This is a genomic window from Janthinobacterium sp. C22 (genome assembly GCF_057919405.1).
Window position 1 is genome coordinate 807,016 of the sequence record NZ_CP193659.1, and the last position, 13,269, is coordinate 820,284.

Genomic DNA, 13,269 nt, shown 5'->3' on the forward strand with positions numbered 1-13,269 from the left:
AAATAAAATGAAAGGCGCGCACCGTGAACCGCGGTGCGCGCCCGTGCTCGGGAAGAGCTTATACCAGTTCGATCGCCATCGCCGTCGCTTCGCCGCCGCCGATGCACAGGGCCGCCACGCCGCGCTTGCCGCCGGTTTTCTTCAAGGCGCCCAGCAGGGTGACGATGATGCGCGCGCCCGAGGCGCCGATCGGGTGGCCCAGCGCGCAGGCGCCGCCGTGGATGTTGATCTTGCTGTGCGGAATGTCGAGGTCGTGCATGGCGGCCATCGGCACGGCGGCGAACGCTTCATTGATCTCGAACAAGTCGACATTGCTGCTGCTCCAGCCCGTCTTGGCGTAGAGTTTCTTCACGGCGCCGATGGGGGCCGTGGTGAACTCGTTCGGCGCTTGCGCATGCGTGGCGTGGCCGTGGATTTTCGCGATGACGGTGCAGCCCAGCTTTTTCGCCGTCGATTCGCGCATCAGCACCAGGGCTGCCGCGCCATCGTTGATCGACGAAGACGAGGCGGCCGTGATGGTGCCATCCTTCTTGAACGCTGCCTTCAGGGTCGGGATTTTTTCCAGGCGGGCTTTTTGCGGGCCCTCATCGATGCTGACGATGGTGTCGCCGCCGCGGCCGGAAACGGTGACGGGTACGATTTCCCATGCGAAACTGCCATCCTTGGTGGCCGCTTGCGCGCGCTTCACGGATTCGATGGCAAACGCATCCTGCGCTTCGCGCGTGAACTGGTACTGGCTGGCGCACTCTTCGGCGAACGTGCCCATCGAGCGGGCATTGCCCTTTTCGTCGCGGCTGTAGGCGTCTTCCAGGCCATCCATCATCATGTGGTCATAGATCATGCCGTGGCCGATGCGGTAGCCGCCGCGCGCCTTCGGTACCAGGTAGGGGGCGTTGGTCATCGATTCCATGCCGCCCGCCACCACCACGTCGGCGCTGCCGGCGAGCAAGGTGTCATGCGCGAACATGGTCGTCTGCATGGCCGAGCCGCACATTTTCGACAGGGTCACGGCGCCCGTGGAATCGGGCAAGCCTGCCTTGCGCAAGGCCTGGCGCGCGGGCGCCTGGCCCTGGCCAGCCATCAGGCAATTGCCGAAAAACACGTGCTCGACGGCGTCCGGTGCCACGCCGGCCCGTTCGACGGCGGCGCGGATGGCCACGGCGCCCAGGTCGCTGGCGGTGACGTTGGCAAAATCGCCCTGGAAGGCGCCCATGGGGGTGCGCGCGGCACCGACGATTACGACTGGATCATTCATGTTGGATCTCCGGTTAAGGGTGGGGAGGGTGACTGCATACAAAAACGCAGGTGCTGCGGATACGGGAAGACGTCCTCGATATGGCCGTCTTCGATGCGCTGCTTGCGCGCCTGCCAGTATTGCGCCGTCAGCAGGTCGGCATGGTGCTGCATGAAATATTTACGGATGCGGGGATTACCCAGCAGGAAGGTGCCGAATTGTTCGGGAAACACATCGTGCTTGCCGATGGGATACCACGGTTCGGCCGACATTTCCTCCTCCTCCGTGCGGGCTTGCGGGATGGCGCGAAACTGGCAATCGGTGATGTACTCGATTTCATCGTAATCGTAAAAAACGACACGCTGATGACGTGTCACGCCAAAGTTTTTATACAGCATGTCGCCAGGAAAAATATTCGCCGCCACCAGCTCCTTGATGGCGTTGCCGTATTCGACGATGGCGTGTTCCACCAGGTCGTCGCGGCCTTCCTTCTCGGCATTGCTCAGCCACATGTTCAGCGGGACCATGCGCCGCTCGATGTACAGGTGGCGGATGATGATCTGCCCGTGGTCTTCCTCGATCAGCGAGGGGGCGAACTGTTTCAGTTCGGCCAGCAGTTCCGCGGCAAAGCGGGCGCGGGGAAAGGCCACGTTGGAATACTCGAGCGTGTCGGCCATGCGGCCCACGCGGTCGTGGTGTTTCACCAGCAAATACTTTTGCTGGACTTGCGCGCGCGTGGTTTCCTTGGGAGGAGGAAAGAAATCCTTGATCACCTTGAAGACATACGGAAACGACGGCAGGGCAAACACCAGCATCACCAGGCCGCGAATGCCAGGCGCGCTTTCAAAATGATCCGACGAATGTTTTAAATGCTGCAGGTAGTCGCGGTAAAACAAGGTCTTGCCCTGTTTTTGCAAGCCCAGTATCGTATAAATTTCACTGCGCGGTTTGCGCGGGAGCAAACTTCGGAGAAATTGCACATAGGCGGACGGCACTTCCATATCCACCAGGAAGTAGGCGCGCGTAAATGAAAACAGCACGGCGATCTGCTGCTGCTCGAACAGCACCGTGTCGAGCACCAGCTTGCCGTGCCGGTTGTGCAGGATGGGCACGACGAACGGGTATTCGCGGTTGCCGTTGATGGCCTTGCCGACCAGGTAGGCGCCCTTGTTGCGGTAGAACAAACTGGTCAGGACCTGGAGCTGGTGGTTCGGTTCCAGCCGGTCGCTGCCGAACAGTTGCTGCAGGCGCGCTTCCACCTGGGCCACGTCACGCTCCAGGTTGGCAAATGCACAGTCCAGCTGGAAATTGCTCACCATGCGCGTCAGTGTGTCGCGCAAGCCGTCCTGGCCCGGGTAATACACGCGGTAGGTGGGTGCCGGGTCTTGTGTTTCGATGTACTCCGTGGAAACGACGGGGCGCACGAAAATATAGTCGTTATTGAAATACGTGCGGTGCAGGATGTTACAGCAGACGGAATTGAAGAAGGTTTCCGCCAGTTCCGGCTGCTTGTGTTCCGTCAGCATGCCGATGTAGTGCAGCTTGAGTTCGCGCCATACTTCGTCGCTCAACTCCGACTCTTCGTACTCATCTTCGAGCATCTGCACGCATTCCTGCACGCGCTTGTCATAGAAGTCGATGCGTTCGCGGGCCGCCGTCTGTGCCGCGCTCCAGGCGCCTTGCTCGAAATACCGCTTGGCGTGCTGGCTCGTTGCGCGGAACAGGCGGTAATGCTTGTCGAAGCCGTCGCGGATGGTGCGCGCGATATCGAATGCAATCTGGGAAGAGAGCAATTTGGGGAAGGCAATGTGCGTCATATCTGTGCTCGCATAAATGGCTCATCACCCAGTCGATAGCCGCGCGCGCCTGTTTACTTGGTTTCCGCAAACAGTTCGCGGCCTATCAGCATGCGGCGGATTTCGCTGGTCCCGGCGCCGATTTCGTACAGCTTGGCATCGCGCCACAGGCGGCCGGCCGGATACTCGTTGATGTAGCCGTTGCCGCCCAGGGCCTGGATCGCTTCGCCCGCCATCCAGGTCGCCTTTTCTGCACTATACAGAATGGCGCCGGCCGCATCCTTGCGCAGCTGGCGCACGGCTTCCGGCGTGGTGGCACGGTCGCAAGCCTGGCCCACGGCGTAGACATAGGCCTTGCACGCCATCATGGTCGAATACATATCGGCCAGCTTGCCCTGCATCAACTGGAATTCGCCGATGGGCTGGCCGAATTGCTTGCGGTCATGTACGTAGGGCACGACCAGGTCCATGCAGGCCTGCATGATGCCCAGCGGGCCGCCGGACAGCACGGTGCGCTCGAAATCGAGGCCCGACATCAGCACGTTGACGCCCTTGCCCAGGCCGCCGAGCACGTTTTCGGCCGGTACTTCGCAATCCTGGAACACCAGTTCACCCGTGTGCGAACCGCGCATGCCCAGCTTGTCGAGCTTTTGCGCGATGGAAAAGCCCTTGAAATTCTTTTCGATCAGGAACGCCGTCATGCCGCGCGGACCCGCTTCCAGGTCGTTCTTCGCGTACACCACCAGCACGTCCGCGTCGGGACCGTTGGTGATCCACATCTTGGTGCCGTTCAAGACCCAGCGGTCGCCCTTGAAGTCGGCGCGCAGCTTCATGCTGACGACGTCCGAGCCCGCGTTCGGTTCCGACATGGCCAGGGCGCCGATGTGTTCGCCCGTGATCAGTTTCGGCAGGTATTTCGCCTTTTGCTCGGCCGTGCCGTTGCGCTTGATCTGGTTGACGCACAGGTTAGAGTGGGCGCCGTAGGACAGGCCGATGGAGGCCGAGGCGCGCGAGATCTCTTCCATGGCGACGATGTGCGCCAGATAGCCCATGCCGGCGCCGCCGTATTCTTCGCTGACGGTGATGCCGAGCAAGCCCATGTCGCCCATCTTGCGCCACAGGTCCATGGGGAACTGGTCGGTGCGGTCGATCTCGGCCGCGCGCGGCGCGATTTCGGCGGCGGCAAATTGTTGGATCGCTTCGCGCAGGGAGGCGATGTCGTCGCCGTGGTCAAAGGTCAAGCCTGGAAGATGGAGCATGTCGTCCTCGTCGTTATAAGTGTGGCGGTCATGGGGGCCGGGTCAGTGAAGCTATGATACTCAGTTGTGACGTTTACGTAAACGTAAAGCGATGCGCGCGGCAGGTGTCCGCCGCTTGCCTTGCTAGGTTGTTTGCGCCTTATCAATATTCAAGTCGGCCAGCATGCGCGCGCACGCGTCTTCATGCGCGCTGATTTCCGCCAGCGCCATTTCGATATCGATGCGCTGCTGCTCCAGGGTCTGGCGGTGCTGCGCCAGCACGCCCAGGAAGCGGTCCATCTGCGCGCGCGTGTCCTTCGGCGACTCGTACATGTCGACCAGACTCTTGATCTCCGACAAGGCCAGGCCCAGGCGCTTGCCGCGCAGGGTCAGCTTCAGGCGGGTGCGGTCGCGCGGCGTGTAGACGCGGCTGCGGCCGCCTGCGCCTTCGCGTTTCGGACTGAGCAAGCCCTGGTCTTCATAGAAACGGATGGCGCGCGCCGTGATGTCGAATTCCCGCGCCAGTTCGGTAATGGTATAGGTCGTCAAGGGTGCGGGCGGTGTCGGTTGCATGGGTGGTCGGTCGTCAGATGGGATGCGGCGAGGCAGGTGGTGGCAAAGTGCCGTTTACGTCAACGTCAATACTATTGTAGCGTGCCCTGCCCGTGCTGCAACAAAGAAAAAGGCGGCGTGGGCAGGAGAGTTTGGCGAATAAGGCAACGATTACTGAAAATAAATTGATTCTTCTTGCGCAAACGCGCTTAAGATCGAGAGTTGGTGGCCAAGATGACACCAAAAAGAGCTTTCCTGGCATAACGGCGACATTCTTTTCGCTGCGATGGCAGTAAAATTTTTGGCGCAGATTCTTTCCAATAAGCACGATCAAAAAACAACGTTTTCACTATGAGCACGTTGTATAGGTTGTTTCTATATTGAAAACAAAATGGCCCTTCTGAAAACTTTGTCTACAAGAAATTGTATGACATGGGCATTGCGCGTATCGGTAGAGGAGGGCATTATCCGATACCGTACGTTGTAATGCCAAACCGAGGCTTTGAATCGTGCTGCAGTGCGAAAATCAAGGCTAGCCGCGAATTTGACCCGAAGCCACACAGAATCACAAGAGAAAATTCGGCCCACTTTTTCACCTGAAAAGCCCGGCCGGAGTGTTAATTGTTAATTGATACTCTTTTCAAATGTAACAATCTGTATGGTCATTCAAGAAACTGACTTTCATGTTACAACATGAAATAGTACACCTATGAATTCTTCTAACGAACGCGAAAGCTTCAGCCAGCGACTTCAGTTGGCTCTCAAAAACGCCCATTACTCTCCAGACAGCCCGACCAGACTGGCCCGGGAATTCAACATCCGTTTCGACGGACGCCCGATTACTGTGCATGCAGCTAGGAAATGGTTAGTAGGTGAAGCAATTCCCACGCAAGAAAAATTGCGCATGATTGCCCAATGGTTGGGCGTTCCCGCGGAATGGTTGCGTTTTGGCGGTCCGGAAAGCGCCACGCCGAATGGCGAAGCGGGCAGCGCTTTATCGCGTTTTGAGTCCGCCGATGTGAAATTAATTGCCGATTTGCAAAGATTAGATGAACATCATCGTCAAATCGCGCGAGAATTTATTCGCATGCTGGTGAGAGTCAACTACCAAAAGTAAGCATCCAGGCCCTCCCCGGCCGGCGCCGTCCGCCTTACGCTGGCGGCGCTCCCCTGTCCTTTTATTTGCGCAAGGTCATACTGGAGACATGATTTTGCCGCACAATAAGACCTCGCATGTTGCGCTGCAGCGGAATTATTTGACAATAATCCCGTACGCAGCGGCGCAGCGGCCAATACCAGCGCATAATCACATCAGAAGCAGCCAGTTCATCCACTACGGAGCCGAGCATTTGAGCCGTCTTATGAAAAGTAACTACAGCAATACCGCGCAGCTGAAGGACTTGATGACCGTGCCCCCCATGACTGCCGCGCAACATGCGGAAGTGATGCGCAAACGGATCGCCCACCGCAGGATGGTTGAAGAAGCCAGGGATTTGAAGCAGGCCAGTGCTCATCAGTTCGACAAGAGGTGAGGGATGCCTGACCAAAGCTGCTGCGCGTCGGCATAGGTAGTCTGCGATGCTCACCGTGCTGGAGTACGGTTGCGCTTCTCGACCACCTCTTCCTTCCGCTCGCTACGCTTTTGTCGGGCATCGTGACGCTAACTACAAGATAGGGGTGTCGCCAGACGTTGTGGATTTCAAGCCATTCCACCGCGGTGCCAGGGCGTGCTCGATGCCGAGCAGGTCGATGACCCTCGCCACCGTATGGTCGACCATCTCCGCGATGCTCTGCGGGTGGTGATAAAAGCTCGGTAAGGGCGGGAAGATGATGCCGCCCATTTCGGTCACGGCCGTCATATTGCGCAGGTGCGCCAGGTTGAACGGCGTTTCGCGCACCATCAGGATCAGGCGCCGGCGCTCCTTGAGCACCACATCGGCGGCCCGCGTGATCAGATTATCCGACAAGCCATGCGCCACGGCCGCCAAGGTCTTCATCGAACACGGTGCGACGACCATGCCATCCGATTGAAACGAGCCGCTGGCGATCGAGGCGCCGATGTCGCGCAGCTTGTGCACGACGTGCGCCTGCGCTTCGATGTCCTTGCGTCCCACGCCCGTTTCCTGGTGCAGGGTCAAAACAGCGGCATCCGACAAGACCAGATGCGTCTCGACGCCGGGGATGGCGCCGAGCAATTGCAGCAGCCGCAAGCCATACACGGCGCCCGTGGCGCCCGTGATGGCCACGACGATACGGCGCGGCCGCTGCGTTTGGCTATCAGGCATCCAGCAGGGACTTCAGTTCGCCCGATTCAAACATTTCATTCATGATATCGGAACCACCGATGAACTCGCCTTTCACATACAGCTGCGGAATGGTCGGCCAGTTCGAGTAATCCTTGATGCCCTGGCGAACTTCCGGGTCGTCCAGCACGTTGACGGTGGCGATGTTTTCCACGCCGCACGCTTTCAGGATCTGGATGGCGCGGCCGGAAAAGCCGCACTGCGGGAACTGGGCCGTGCCCTTCATGAACAGCACGACTGGCGTGTTCGTCACGGTTTCTTTGATCCAGGTTTGTACGTCGCTCATAGCTGCCTCTGATGGGTAAATAAATAGATGCCGTCATTTTATAAGAAAACGACGGCACGGGTATGCGCTCAAGTCATAAATCGGGCAAGTCAGCCACGTTGACGCTTATAGGGTCTTGCCCAGACAGGCCGATTGTGCCGCGCCCACGTATTTACCCCAGGCAAGGACCGGCACATAGCCGTGTTTGGCATAAAACGCCACCGCGTGGCCATTCGCCACGCGGGTGGACAAATGCAGGGCCTGGTAACCATGTGCACGCGCCTGCGCCTCCACGTGGGCCAGCAGGGCCGCACCCACGCCTGTGCTGTCGGGGCGCGCATACATGCGCTTGAGTTCGCCTATGGCACTGTCCGGCCCACCCAGCGGGCGCAGGGCGGCGCAACCGAGCAGTTCTCCGGCGCCGTCGCGGGCCAGGTAAAAGCCGCCGCGCGGCGTTGCCGCTTCGACATCGAAGGAAGAGCGGCCGCTGTCGCCATTGATGCGCAGCAGCGCGTCCGACAATGCATCGAGCAGCAATTGCGCATCCGGGCCGGCGGCGTCCACCGCCAGGATGACGAGGTCATGCCCGGCGGCCACGAGCTTAACCGCGCAGCTTGGCGAACGCGGCGGCCATGCTGCCGGCCGGCTCCGGTGCGTTGCGCGACTGCGACTGGTGCTGCGCCATGCTGCGGCGGTCGTTGCGGTCGCCACGCTGCTCGGGCTTGCTGCCCGCCTGCGGCGCGCTGTCCGTCAAACGCATGGTCAGCGCGATGCGCTTGCGCTTCTCGTCGACTTCCAGCACTTTCACGCGCACGACTTGTCCGGCCTTGACCACCGTGTGCGGGTCTTTCACAAACGTGTTCGACAGGGCCGAGATGTGCACCAGGCCATCCTGGTGCACGCCGATATCGACGAAGGCGCCAAAGGCGGCCACGTTGGTGACCACGCCTTCGAGAATCATGTCCGGGCGCAGGTCGCGGATTTCTTCCACGCCTTCCTTGAAGGTGGCGGTGGTAAATTCCGGACGCGGGTCGCGGCCCGGCTTTTCCAGTTCCTTCAGAATATCGCTAATGGTCGGCACGCCGAACGTTTCATCCGCGTACTTTGCCGGGCTGAGGGTTTTCAGCAAGGCCGTTTCGCCGATGACGGCCTTGATATCCTTCTTGATGTCGGCCAGGATCTTTTCCACCAGCGGGTACGATTCCGGGTGGACGGCCGAGGCGTCGAGCGGGTTCTCGCCGCCCATCACGCGCAGGAAGCCGGCCGCCTGCTCGTAGGTCTTGTCGCCCAGGCGCGGCACCGCCTTCAAGGCCGCGCGCGAGGTGAACGCGCCCTTCATGTCGCGGTAGGTGACGATGCTTTGCGCCACGCTGGCCGACAGGCCGGAGACGCGCGCCAGCAGGGAGCGGACGCCGTGTTGACGTCCACGCCCACGGCGTTCACGCAATCTTCCACCACGGCATCGAGCGAGCGGGCCAGCTGGCTTTGGCTCACGTCGTGCTGGTACTGGCCCACGCCGATCGATTTCGGGTCAATCTTGACCAGCTCGGCCAGCGGGTCTTGCAGGCGGCGCGCGATCGACACGGCGCCGCGCAGGGACACATCCATGTCCGGTAATTCCTTCGAGGCGAATTCGGACGCCGAATACACCGACGCGCCCGCTTCCGAGACGACGATCTTCGTCATCTTCGCTTCCGGGTGCTGCTTGATCAAATCCTGCGCCAGTTTATCGGTCTCGCGCGAGGCGGTGCCGTTGCCGATGGAAATCAGCGACACATTGTGCTTGGCGGCAAGACGGCCCAGGGTATGCAGCGAACCGTCCCAGTCGTTCTTCGGCTGGTGCGGGTAGATCACGGCCGTGTCGACGACTTTACCGGTGGCATCGACCACGGCCACCTTGACGCCCGTGCGCAGGCCGGGATCGAGGCCCATGGTGGCGCGCTGGCCGGCCGGCGCGGCCAGCAGCAGCGCTTTCAGATTGGTGGCGAAGACGTTGATCGCGTCGAGTTCCGAGCGTTCGCGCAGCGCGCCCATCAGTTCCGTTTCCAGGTGCATGAAGCTTTTCACGCGCCAGGTCCAGCGCGCCGTGTCCGCCAGCCACTTGTCGGCCGGGCGGCCTTGCTGCTTGATGCCGAAGCGGGCGGCGATGCGGCCCTCGCACGGGTTGTGCGGCGCATCCCATTTCGGTTTTTCCGCTTCCGTGTCCAGGCGCAGGGTGACGTCGAGGATGCCTTCGCGGCGGCCGCGCAGCAGGGCCAGCGCGCGGTGCGATGGCACGGTGGAAATGGTTTCCGAGTAGTCGAAATAATCGGCGAATTTCTCGCCTTCGTCCTGCTTGCCTTCCACCACTTTCGATTCGACGATGCCGTGTTCCTGCACGTATTCGCGCAAGGTTTGCAGCAGGGTCGCGTCTTCGGCGAAGCGCTCCATCAGGATCTGGCGCGCGCCGTCGAGGGCCGCCTTGGTGTCGGCCACGCCCGGGTTGTTGCCGTCGGCACTCGTAAACGCCTCGCGCAGGAACTTGCCCGCTTCCATTTCCGGCGTCAGTTCCGGGTTTTCCAGCAAGCCGTCGGCCAGCGGCATCAGGCCCGCTTCGATGGCGATCTGCGCCTTCGTGCGGCGCTTCTGTTTGTATGGCAGATACAGGTCTTCCAGGCGGGTCTTGTCTTCCGCGTGCATGACGGCGTCGAGCAGCTCGGGCGTCATCTTGTTCTGTTCCGTGATCGACGCCACGATGGCGGCGCGCCGCTCTTCCAGCTCGCGCAGGTAGCGCAGGCGCTCTTCGAGCAGGCGCAGCTGGATATCGTCGAGGCCGCCGGTCGCTTCCTTGCGGTAACGGGCGATGAAGGGCACGGTGGCGCCTTCGTCGAGCAGTTCGATGGCGGCGGCAACCTGCACCGGTTTGGCGGCAAGTTCAAGGGCAAGGCGTTGTTCGATAGTGGGCAGCATGGTTGTTTCCAGAGCGATCAAGCCTGGAATGATACGCAATCGGCGCGATTGCGCAATCTTGACAGCGCAAATGGACTGTGCGTTGACAAGCGGCCTAGCGAGCCGGCAGCAGCGGGCTGGCGGGCGTGGGAGCTGGCGGCCTTTGCGGCGTGACGGACTTGCCGAAGGCATTGCCCATGCGGTGTTCGAGGGCGGCGCGGTTGTACAGGCCCAGCTGGTTCGACGGACGCTGCATGATCGCTTCGGCGCCGGACAGGGCGGGCGGCGGCCCGTTCATGGTGTTGCTATTCGGCAATAATTTTTCATTCAAGCAAGACATCGATGGCGCGCGCCGGCCGTTCGCTTCCACCTCCACGCAGCCCTTTGGCGGCGCGGCGGCCTTCACGACGACGGTGTGCTCGTCCGCCTGTGCGGGCAGGGCGGCGCAGATCAACAGCAACAGCGATAACAGGCGTGCCATGGCGGCTCCCGGAGCGGTGAATAAGCGGCCAGCATAGCAAGGCCATGTGTCGCGGCGATGACACGCCAGCCCGCTAACTAGGTGACCGATGTCATGCAGTTGTCATTTTATGAAGCTACCATCTTGCCATTCTGCTTGAAACATTGCAGTCAAGACACTTCATAAGCAGGCTCTCGTTGATTTCCCTGGAAAATGACACGAACTCACCGCCGCACCGCAACAGGCAACGCCCTGGCCCTGTCCGCTTGTTTGCTGATGACATTGATGACATTCATGCGGCCGGCGGCGGGCGCGGGCGGCAATGATGCGGGCGCGCCCGCCACCGTGCGCTTCGACCTGCCCGCCCAGCCGCTCGACGCGGCCCTGGTGGCGTTCGGCGAAGTGACCGGGTATTCCGTGCTCGTCAGCAGCGAACTGGCGGCGGGCAGAGTGGCGGCGCCCGTGCGCGGTGACTACACGCCGGCCGAGGCGCTGCAGCGCCTGCTGGCCGGCACGCAGCTGGGCGCGCGCTTCAGCGGCAGCAATGCGTTTACCTTGCTGGCGCTGGCCGACGCCCCGGCAGCGCCGGCGCTCGTGCCGGCCCAGGCCGCCCCAGCCGCGCCGCCACTGCAGGGCTATGCGGCCATCCTGCAGCGTTCGCTCACGCGCGCCCTGTGCCGCTTGCATCCGGACGCCTTCGGCCGCTACCGCCTGGCCTTCCAGCTGTGGCTCGACGAGCGGGGCAAGGTGCGCGCCGTGCACGTGCTGGAAGCGAGCGGCGTGGCGCAGCGCGACCGCGCCGTGCTGCAGCGCCTGCGCAGCCTGCTGATGGATGGCGCACCGCCCGCGGGCTTGCCGCAGCCGCTGACGATCTTGCTGACGCCGCGGCCCGACCCGGATGCCGATTGCGCGCCCTACCTGCCGGCCGGAGCGACTTGAGCATGCCGGATTTGCTGAAAGCCACCTTGCGCAAGCTGTTCCTGGAACGTTACGGACAGTTTCGCCGCCACCTGCAGCGCCGCCTGGGCTCGGAAGACCTGGCCAATGACGCGCTGCATGAAACGTATTTGCGCGTGGAGCGGATGAACGCGCCCGAGGCGATCAGCTATCCGTCCGCGTATCTGATGCGCATCGCCATCAACATTGCGGAAGATCAACGCCGCGACAATGCGCGCCTGCTCAGCCTTCCCGATATCGACGATCTGTACGAGATGGCCGACGAGCTGGCCGACCCGGCCCGCACCTTCAGCGCGCGCGCCGAACTGGAAGAACTGGAACGGGCCTTGCAGGAGTTGCCGAAACGCCGGCGCGCCATCGTCATCGCCGCCCGCGTCGACCAGTTGCCGCACCGCGACATCGCCGAGCGCTTCGGCATTTCCGCCCGCACGGTGGAGAAGGAATTGCGCGCCGGCCTGGAACATTGCTGCGAGCGCATGGGACGCGATTTCATCCAGCGCTTCGGTCCCGGGGCGGGAAAAACGTCTAAACATCATGATTGAACAAGCGGAAGACGACATGGGTGTCATCCAGAAGGAAGCGCAGGCGTGGGTCGTGCGCCTGGCCTCGGGCCAGGTCAGCGAGCGCGATGCGCAAGTGTTTCGCCACTGGTGCGCGCGCAGCCGCAGGCATGCGACGGCGTTTGCCGAGGCGCGCGCCGTGTGGGGCGCCATGGCGCCGGCCGCGCGCGCCGTCAAGCGGGCACAGGCGCCGGTGAATACGGCGCGGCGCGCCTGGCTGGGCGGCGCCGTGGCGGCCTCGCTGGGCTTGCTGGCGCTGCGCCCGCCGACGGACCTGTGGCCGGCCGTCGCGGGTCTTGCCGCCGACTATGCCACGGGCACGGGCGAGCAGCGCGAAGTGGCGCTCGATGGCGGTGTGCTGGTGCAGATGAATACGCAGACGCGCCTCGACGCGGCGCCCCTGCAGGACGGCGCCGCGGCGCTGGTGCTGCTGGCGGGCGAGGCGGAATTCCAGGCCGGCTTGCGCGGCGCGGCGCGGGTGCGCGTGCAGGCGGGCGACGGCAGCGTGTCGGCCGGCAGCGCCCGCTTCAATATCCGCCTGTTCGGCCAGGAAGTGTGCGTGACGTGCCTGGCGGGCCGCCTGCGCGTGGCGCAGGCCGGCAACGATGCGGAGCTGGCGGCGGGCCAGCAGCTGCGCTACCGGCCCGAGCATTTCGGCATCGCCCGCGCGGTGGCAAAAAGCGACGTCAGCGCGTGGCGCCACCGGCTGCTGGTGTTCAAACAAAGCACCCTGGCCGAGGTGGTGGACGAGGTGAACCGCTACCGTCCCGGCAAGCTGATCCTCAATGGCGACGCCTTGAAACACACGCGCGTGCAAGCGAGCTTTTCGCTCGACCGTCTCGATGACGTGATCGCCCTGATCCAGGACGCGTATGGCGCGCGCGTGACGCGGCTGCCGGGCGGCATCGTGCTGTTCGGCTAGCGATGTTCGTGCGCGCCGCATCGCTTTGGCGCGCCGTCCCAATTATGACATTTT

At 62.3% G+C, this 13,269-nt stretch carries 13 protein-coding genes and 1 pseudogene; 4 read left to right on the top strand and 10 right to left on the bottom strand.

The window, feature by feature from the left end; translation table 11 throughout:
* Positions 1 to 58: 58 nt before the first annotated feature.
* The 4 genes from ACRHIG_RS03665 to ACRHIG_RS03680 form a co-directional block, all read right to left on the bottom strand.
* Positions 59 to 1,255: an acetyl-CoA C-acyltransferase gene (locus ACRHIG_RS03665; RefSeq protein WP_489629397.1), complete on the bottom strand. Its 1,197-nt coding sequence runs from the start codon at positions 1,253 to 1,255 to the stop codon at positions 59 to 61.
* The gene (aceK, locus tag ACRHIG_RS03670) at positions 1,252 to 3,051 is read right to left on the bottom strand and encodes a bifunctional isocitrate dehydrogenase kinase/phosphatase (RefSeq protein WP_489629398.1); all 1,800 of its coding nucleotides are present in this window, start codon (positions 3,049 to 3,051) and stop codon (positions 1,252 to 1,254) included. Before aceK ends, ACRHIG_RS03665 begins: the two co-directional genes overlap by 4 nt.
* A 53-nt stretch (positions 3,052 to 3,104) precedes the next feature.
* Positions 3,105 to 4,289 (bottom strand): isovaleryl-CoA dehydrogenase, encoded by a 1,185-nt coding sequence (locus tag ACRHIG_RS03675; RefSeq protein ID WP_489629399.1) that lies wholly within the window; start codon positions 4,287 to 4,289, stop codon positions 3,105 to 3,107.
* 123 nt (positions 4,290 to 4,412) lie between these two features.
* Positions 4,413 to 4,817 (bottom strand): MerR family transcriptional regulator, encoded by a 405-nt coding sequence (locus tag ACRHIG_RS03680; RefSeq protein ID WP_489630736.1) that lies wholly within the window; start codon positions 4,815 to 4,817, stop codon positions 4,413 to 4,415.
* A 712-nt stretch (positions 4,818 to 5,529) separates the two neighbouring features.
* Between ACRHIG_RS03680 and ACRHIG_RS03685 the strand changes: the two genes are divergently transcribed.
* Positions 5,530 to 5,937 (top strand): hypothetical protein, encoded by a 408-nt coding sequence (locus ACRHIG_RS03685; protein WP_034753756.1) that lies wholly within the window; start codon positions 5,530 to 5,532, stop codon positions 5,935 to 5,937.
* A gap of 61 nt (positions 5,938 to 5,998) precedes the next feature.
* Here the strand turns inward: ACRHIG_RS03685 and ACRHIG_RS03690 are convergent, their stop codons facing one another.
* The 6 genes and pseudogenes from ACRHIG_RS03690 to ACRHIG_RS03715 form a co-directional block, all read right to left on the bottom strand.
* A complete protein-coding gene (locus ACRHIG_RS03690; RefSeq protein ID WP_162995524.1) occupies positions 5,999 to 6,334 on the bottom strand; it encodes a hypothetical protein in 336 nt (111 codons plus the stop codon).
* Between the two features lie 150 nt (positions 6,335 to 6,484).
* Positions 6,485 to 7,105, bottom strand: coding sequence for a UbiX family flavin prenyltransferase (locus ACRHIG_RS03695; protein WP_475416722.1), 621 nt, complete (start codon positions 7,103 to 7,105; stop codon positions 6,485 to 6,487).
* Entirely contained in the window at positions 7,098 to 7,409 is a 312-nt protein-coding gene (gene grxD, locus ACRHIG_RS03700; RefSeq protein ID WP_034753766.1) for a Grx4 family monothiol glutaredoxin, read from the bottom strand. Before grxD ends, ACRHIG_RS03695 begins: the two co-directional genes overlap by 8 nt.
* A 105-nt stretch (positions 7,410 to 7,514) precedes the next feature.
* Entirely contained in the window at positions 7,515 to 7,985 is a 471-nt protein-coding gene (locus ACRHIG_RS03705) for a GNAT family N-acetyltransferase (protein WP_489629400.1), read from the bottom strand.
* 4 nt (positions 7,986 to 7,989) lie between these two features.
* A pseudogene (locus tag ACRHIG_RS03710) lies at positions 7,990 to 10,337 on the bottom strand (Tex family protein).
* A 94-nt stretch (positions 10,338 to 10,431) separates the two neighbouring features.
* Complete coding sequence (locus ACRHIG_RS03715; RefSeq protein ID WP_475416720.1) at positions 10,432 to 10,797, bottom strand: hypothetical protein; 366 nt, start codon at positions 10,795 to 10,797, stop codon at positions 10,432 to 10,434.
* A 255-nt stretch (positions 10,798 to 11,052) separates the two neighbouring features.
* Between ACRHIG_RS03715 and ACRHIG_RS03720 the strand changes: the two genes are divergently transcribed.
* The 3 genes from ACRHIG_RS03720 to ACRHIG_RS03730 are packed head-to-tail and all read left to right on the top strand — an operon-like array spanning position 11,053 to position 13,215.
* Positions 11,053 to 11,715 (top strand): secretin and TonB N-terminal domain-containing protein, encoded by a 663-nt coding sequence (locus ACRHIG_RS03720; RefSeq protein WP_489629401.1) that lies wholly within the window; start codon positions 11,053 to 11,055, stop codon positions 11,713 to 11,715.
* 2 nt (positions 11,716 to 11,717) lie between these two features.
* Positions 11,718 to 12,275, top strand: coding sequence for an RNA polymerase sigma factor (locus ACRHIG_RS03725; RefSeq protein WP_070260704.1), 558 nt, complete (start codon positions 11,718 to 11,720; stop codon positions 12,273 to 12,275).
* Positions 12,268 to 13,215, top strand: coding sequence for a FecR family protein (locus ACRHIG_RS03730; protein WP_489629402.1), 948 nt, complete (start codon positions 12,268 to 12,270; stop codon positions 13,213 to 13,215). The genes ACRHIG_RS03725 and ACRHIG_RS03730 overlap by 8 nt, the downstream gene beginning before the upstream one ends.
* The last annotated feature ends 54 nt before the right edge of the window (positions 13,216 to 13,269 follow it).

Coding starts and splice junctions, on each gene's coding strand:
- ACRHIG_RS03665 (WP_489629397.1), bottom strand. CDS start 1,255: ATGAATGATCCAGTCGTAATCGTCGGTGCCGCGCGCACCCCCATGGGC.
- aceK (WP_489629398.1), bottom strand. CDS start 3,051: ATGACGCACATTGCCTTCCCCAAATTGCTCTCTTCCCAGATTGCATTC.
- ACRHIG_RS03675 (WP_489629399.1), bottom strand. CDS start 4,289: ATGCTCCATCTTCCAGGCTTGACCTTTGACCACGGCGACGACATCGCC.
- ACRHIG_RS03685 (WP_034753756.1), top strand. CDS start 5,530: ATGAATTCTTCTAACGAACGCGAAAGCTTCAGCCAGCGACTTCAGTTG.
- ACRHIG_RS03690 (WP_162995524.1), bottom strand. CDS start 6,334: ATGAGCACTGGCCTGCTTCAAATCCCTGGCTTCTTCAACCATCCTGCG.
- ACRHIG_RS03695 (WP_475416722.1), bottom strand. CDS start 7,105: ATGCCTGATAGCCAAACGCAGCGGCCGCGCCGTATCGTCGTGGCCATC.
- grxD (WP_034753766.1), bottom strand. CDS start 7,409: ATGAGCGACGTACAAACCTGGATCAAAGAAACCGTGACGAACACGCCA.
- ACRHIG_RS03715 (WP_475416720.1), bottom strand. CDS start 10,797: ATGGCACGCCTGTTATCGCTGTTGCTGTTGATCTGCGCCGCCCTGCCC.
- ACRHIG_RS03720 (WP_489629401.1), top strand. CDS start 11,053: ATGACATTGATGACATTCATGCGGCCGGCGGCGGGCGCGGGCGGCAAT.
- ACRHIG_RS03725 (WP_070260704.1), top strand. CDS start 11,718: ATGCCGGATTTGCTGAAAGCCACCTTGCGCAAGCTGTTCCTGGAACGT.
- ACRHIG_RS03730 (WP_489629402.1), top strand. CDS start 12,268: ATGATTGAACAAGCGGAAGACGACATGGGTGTCATCCAGAAGGAAGCG.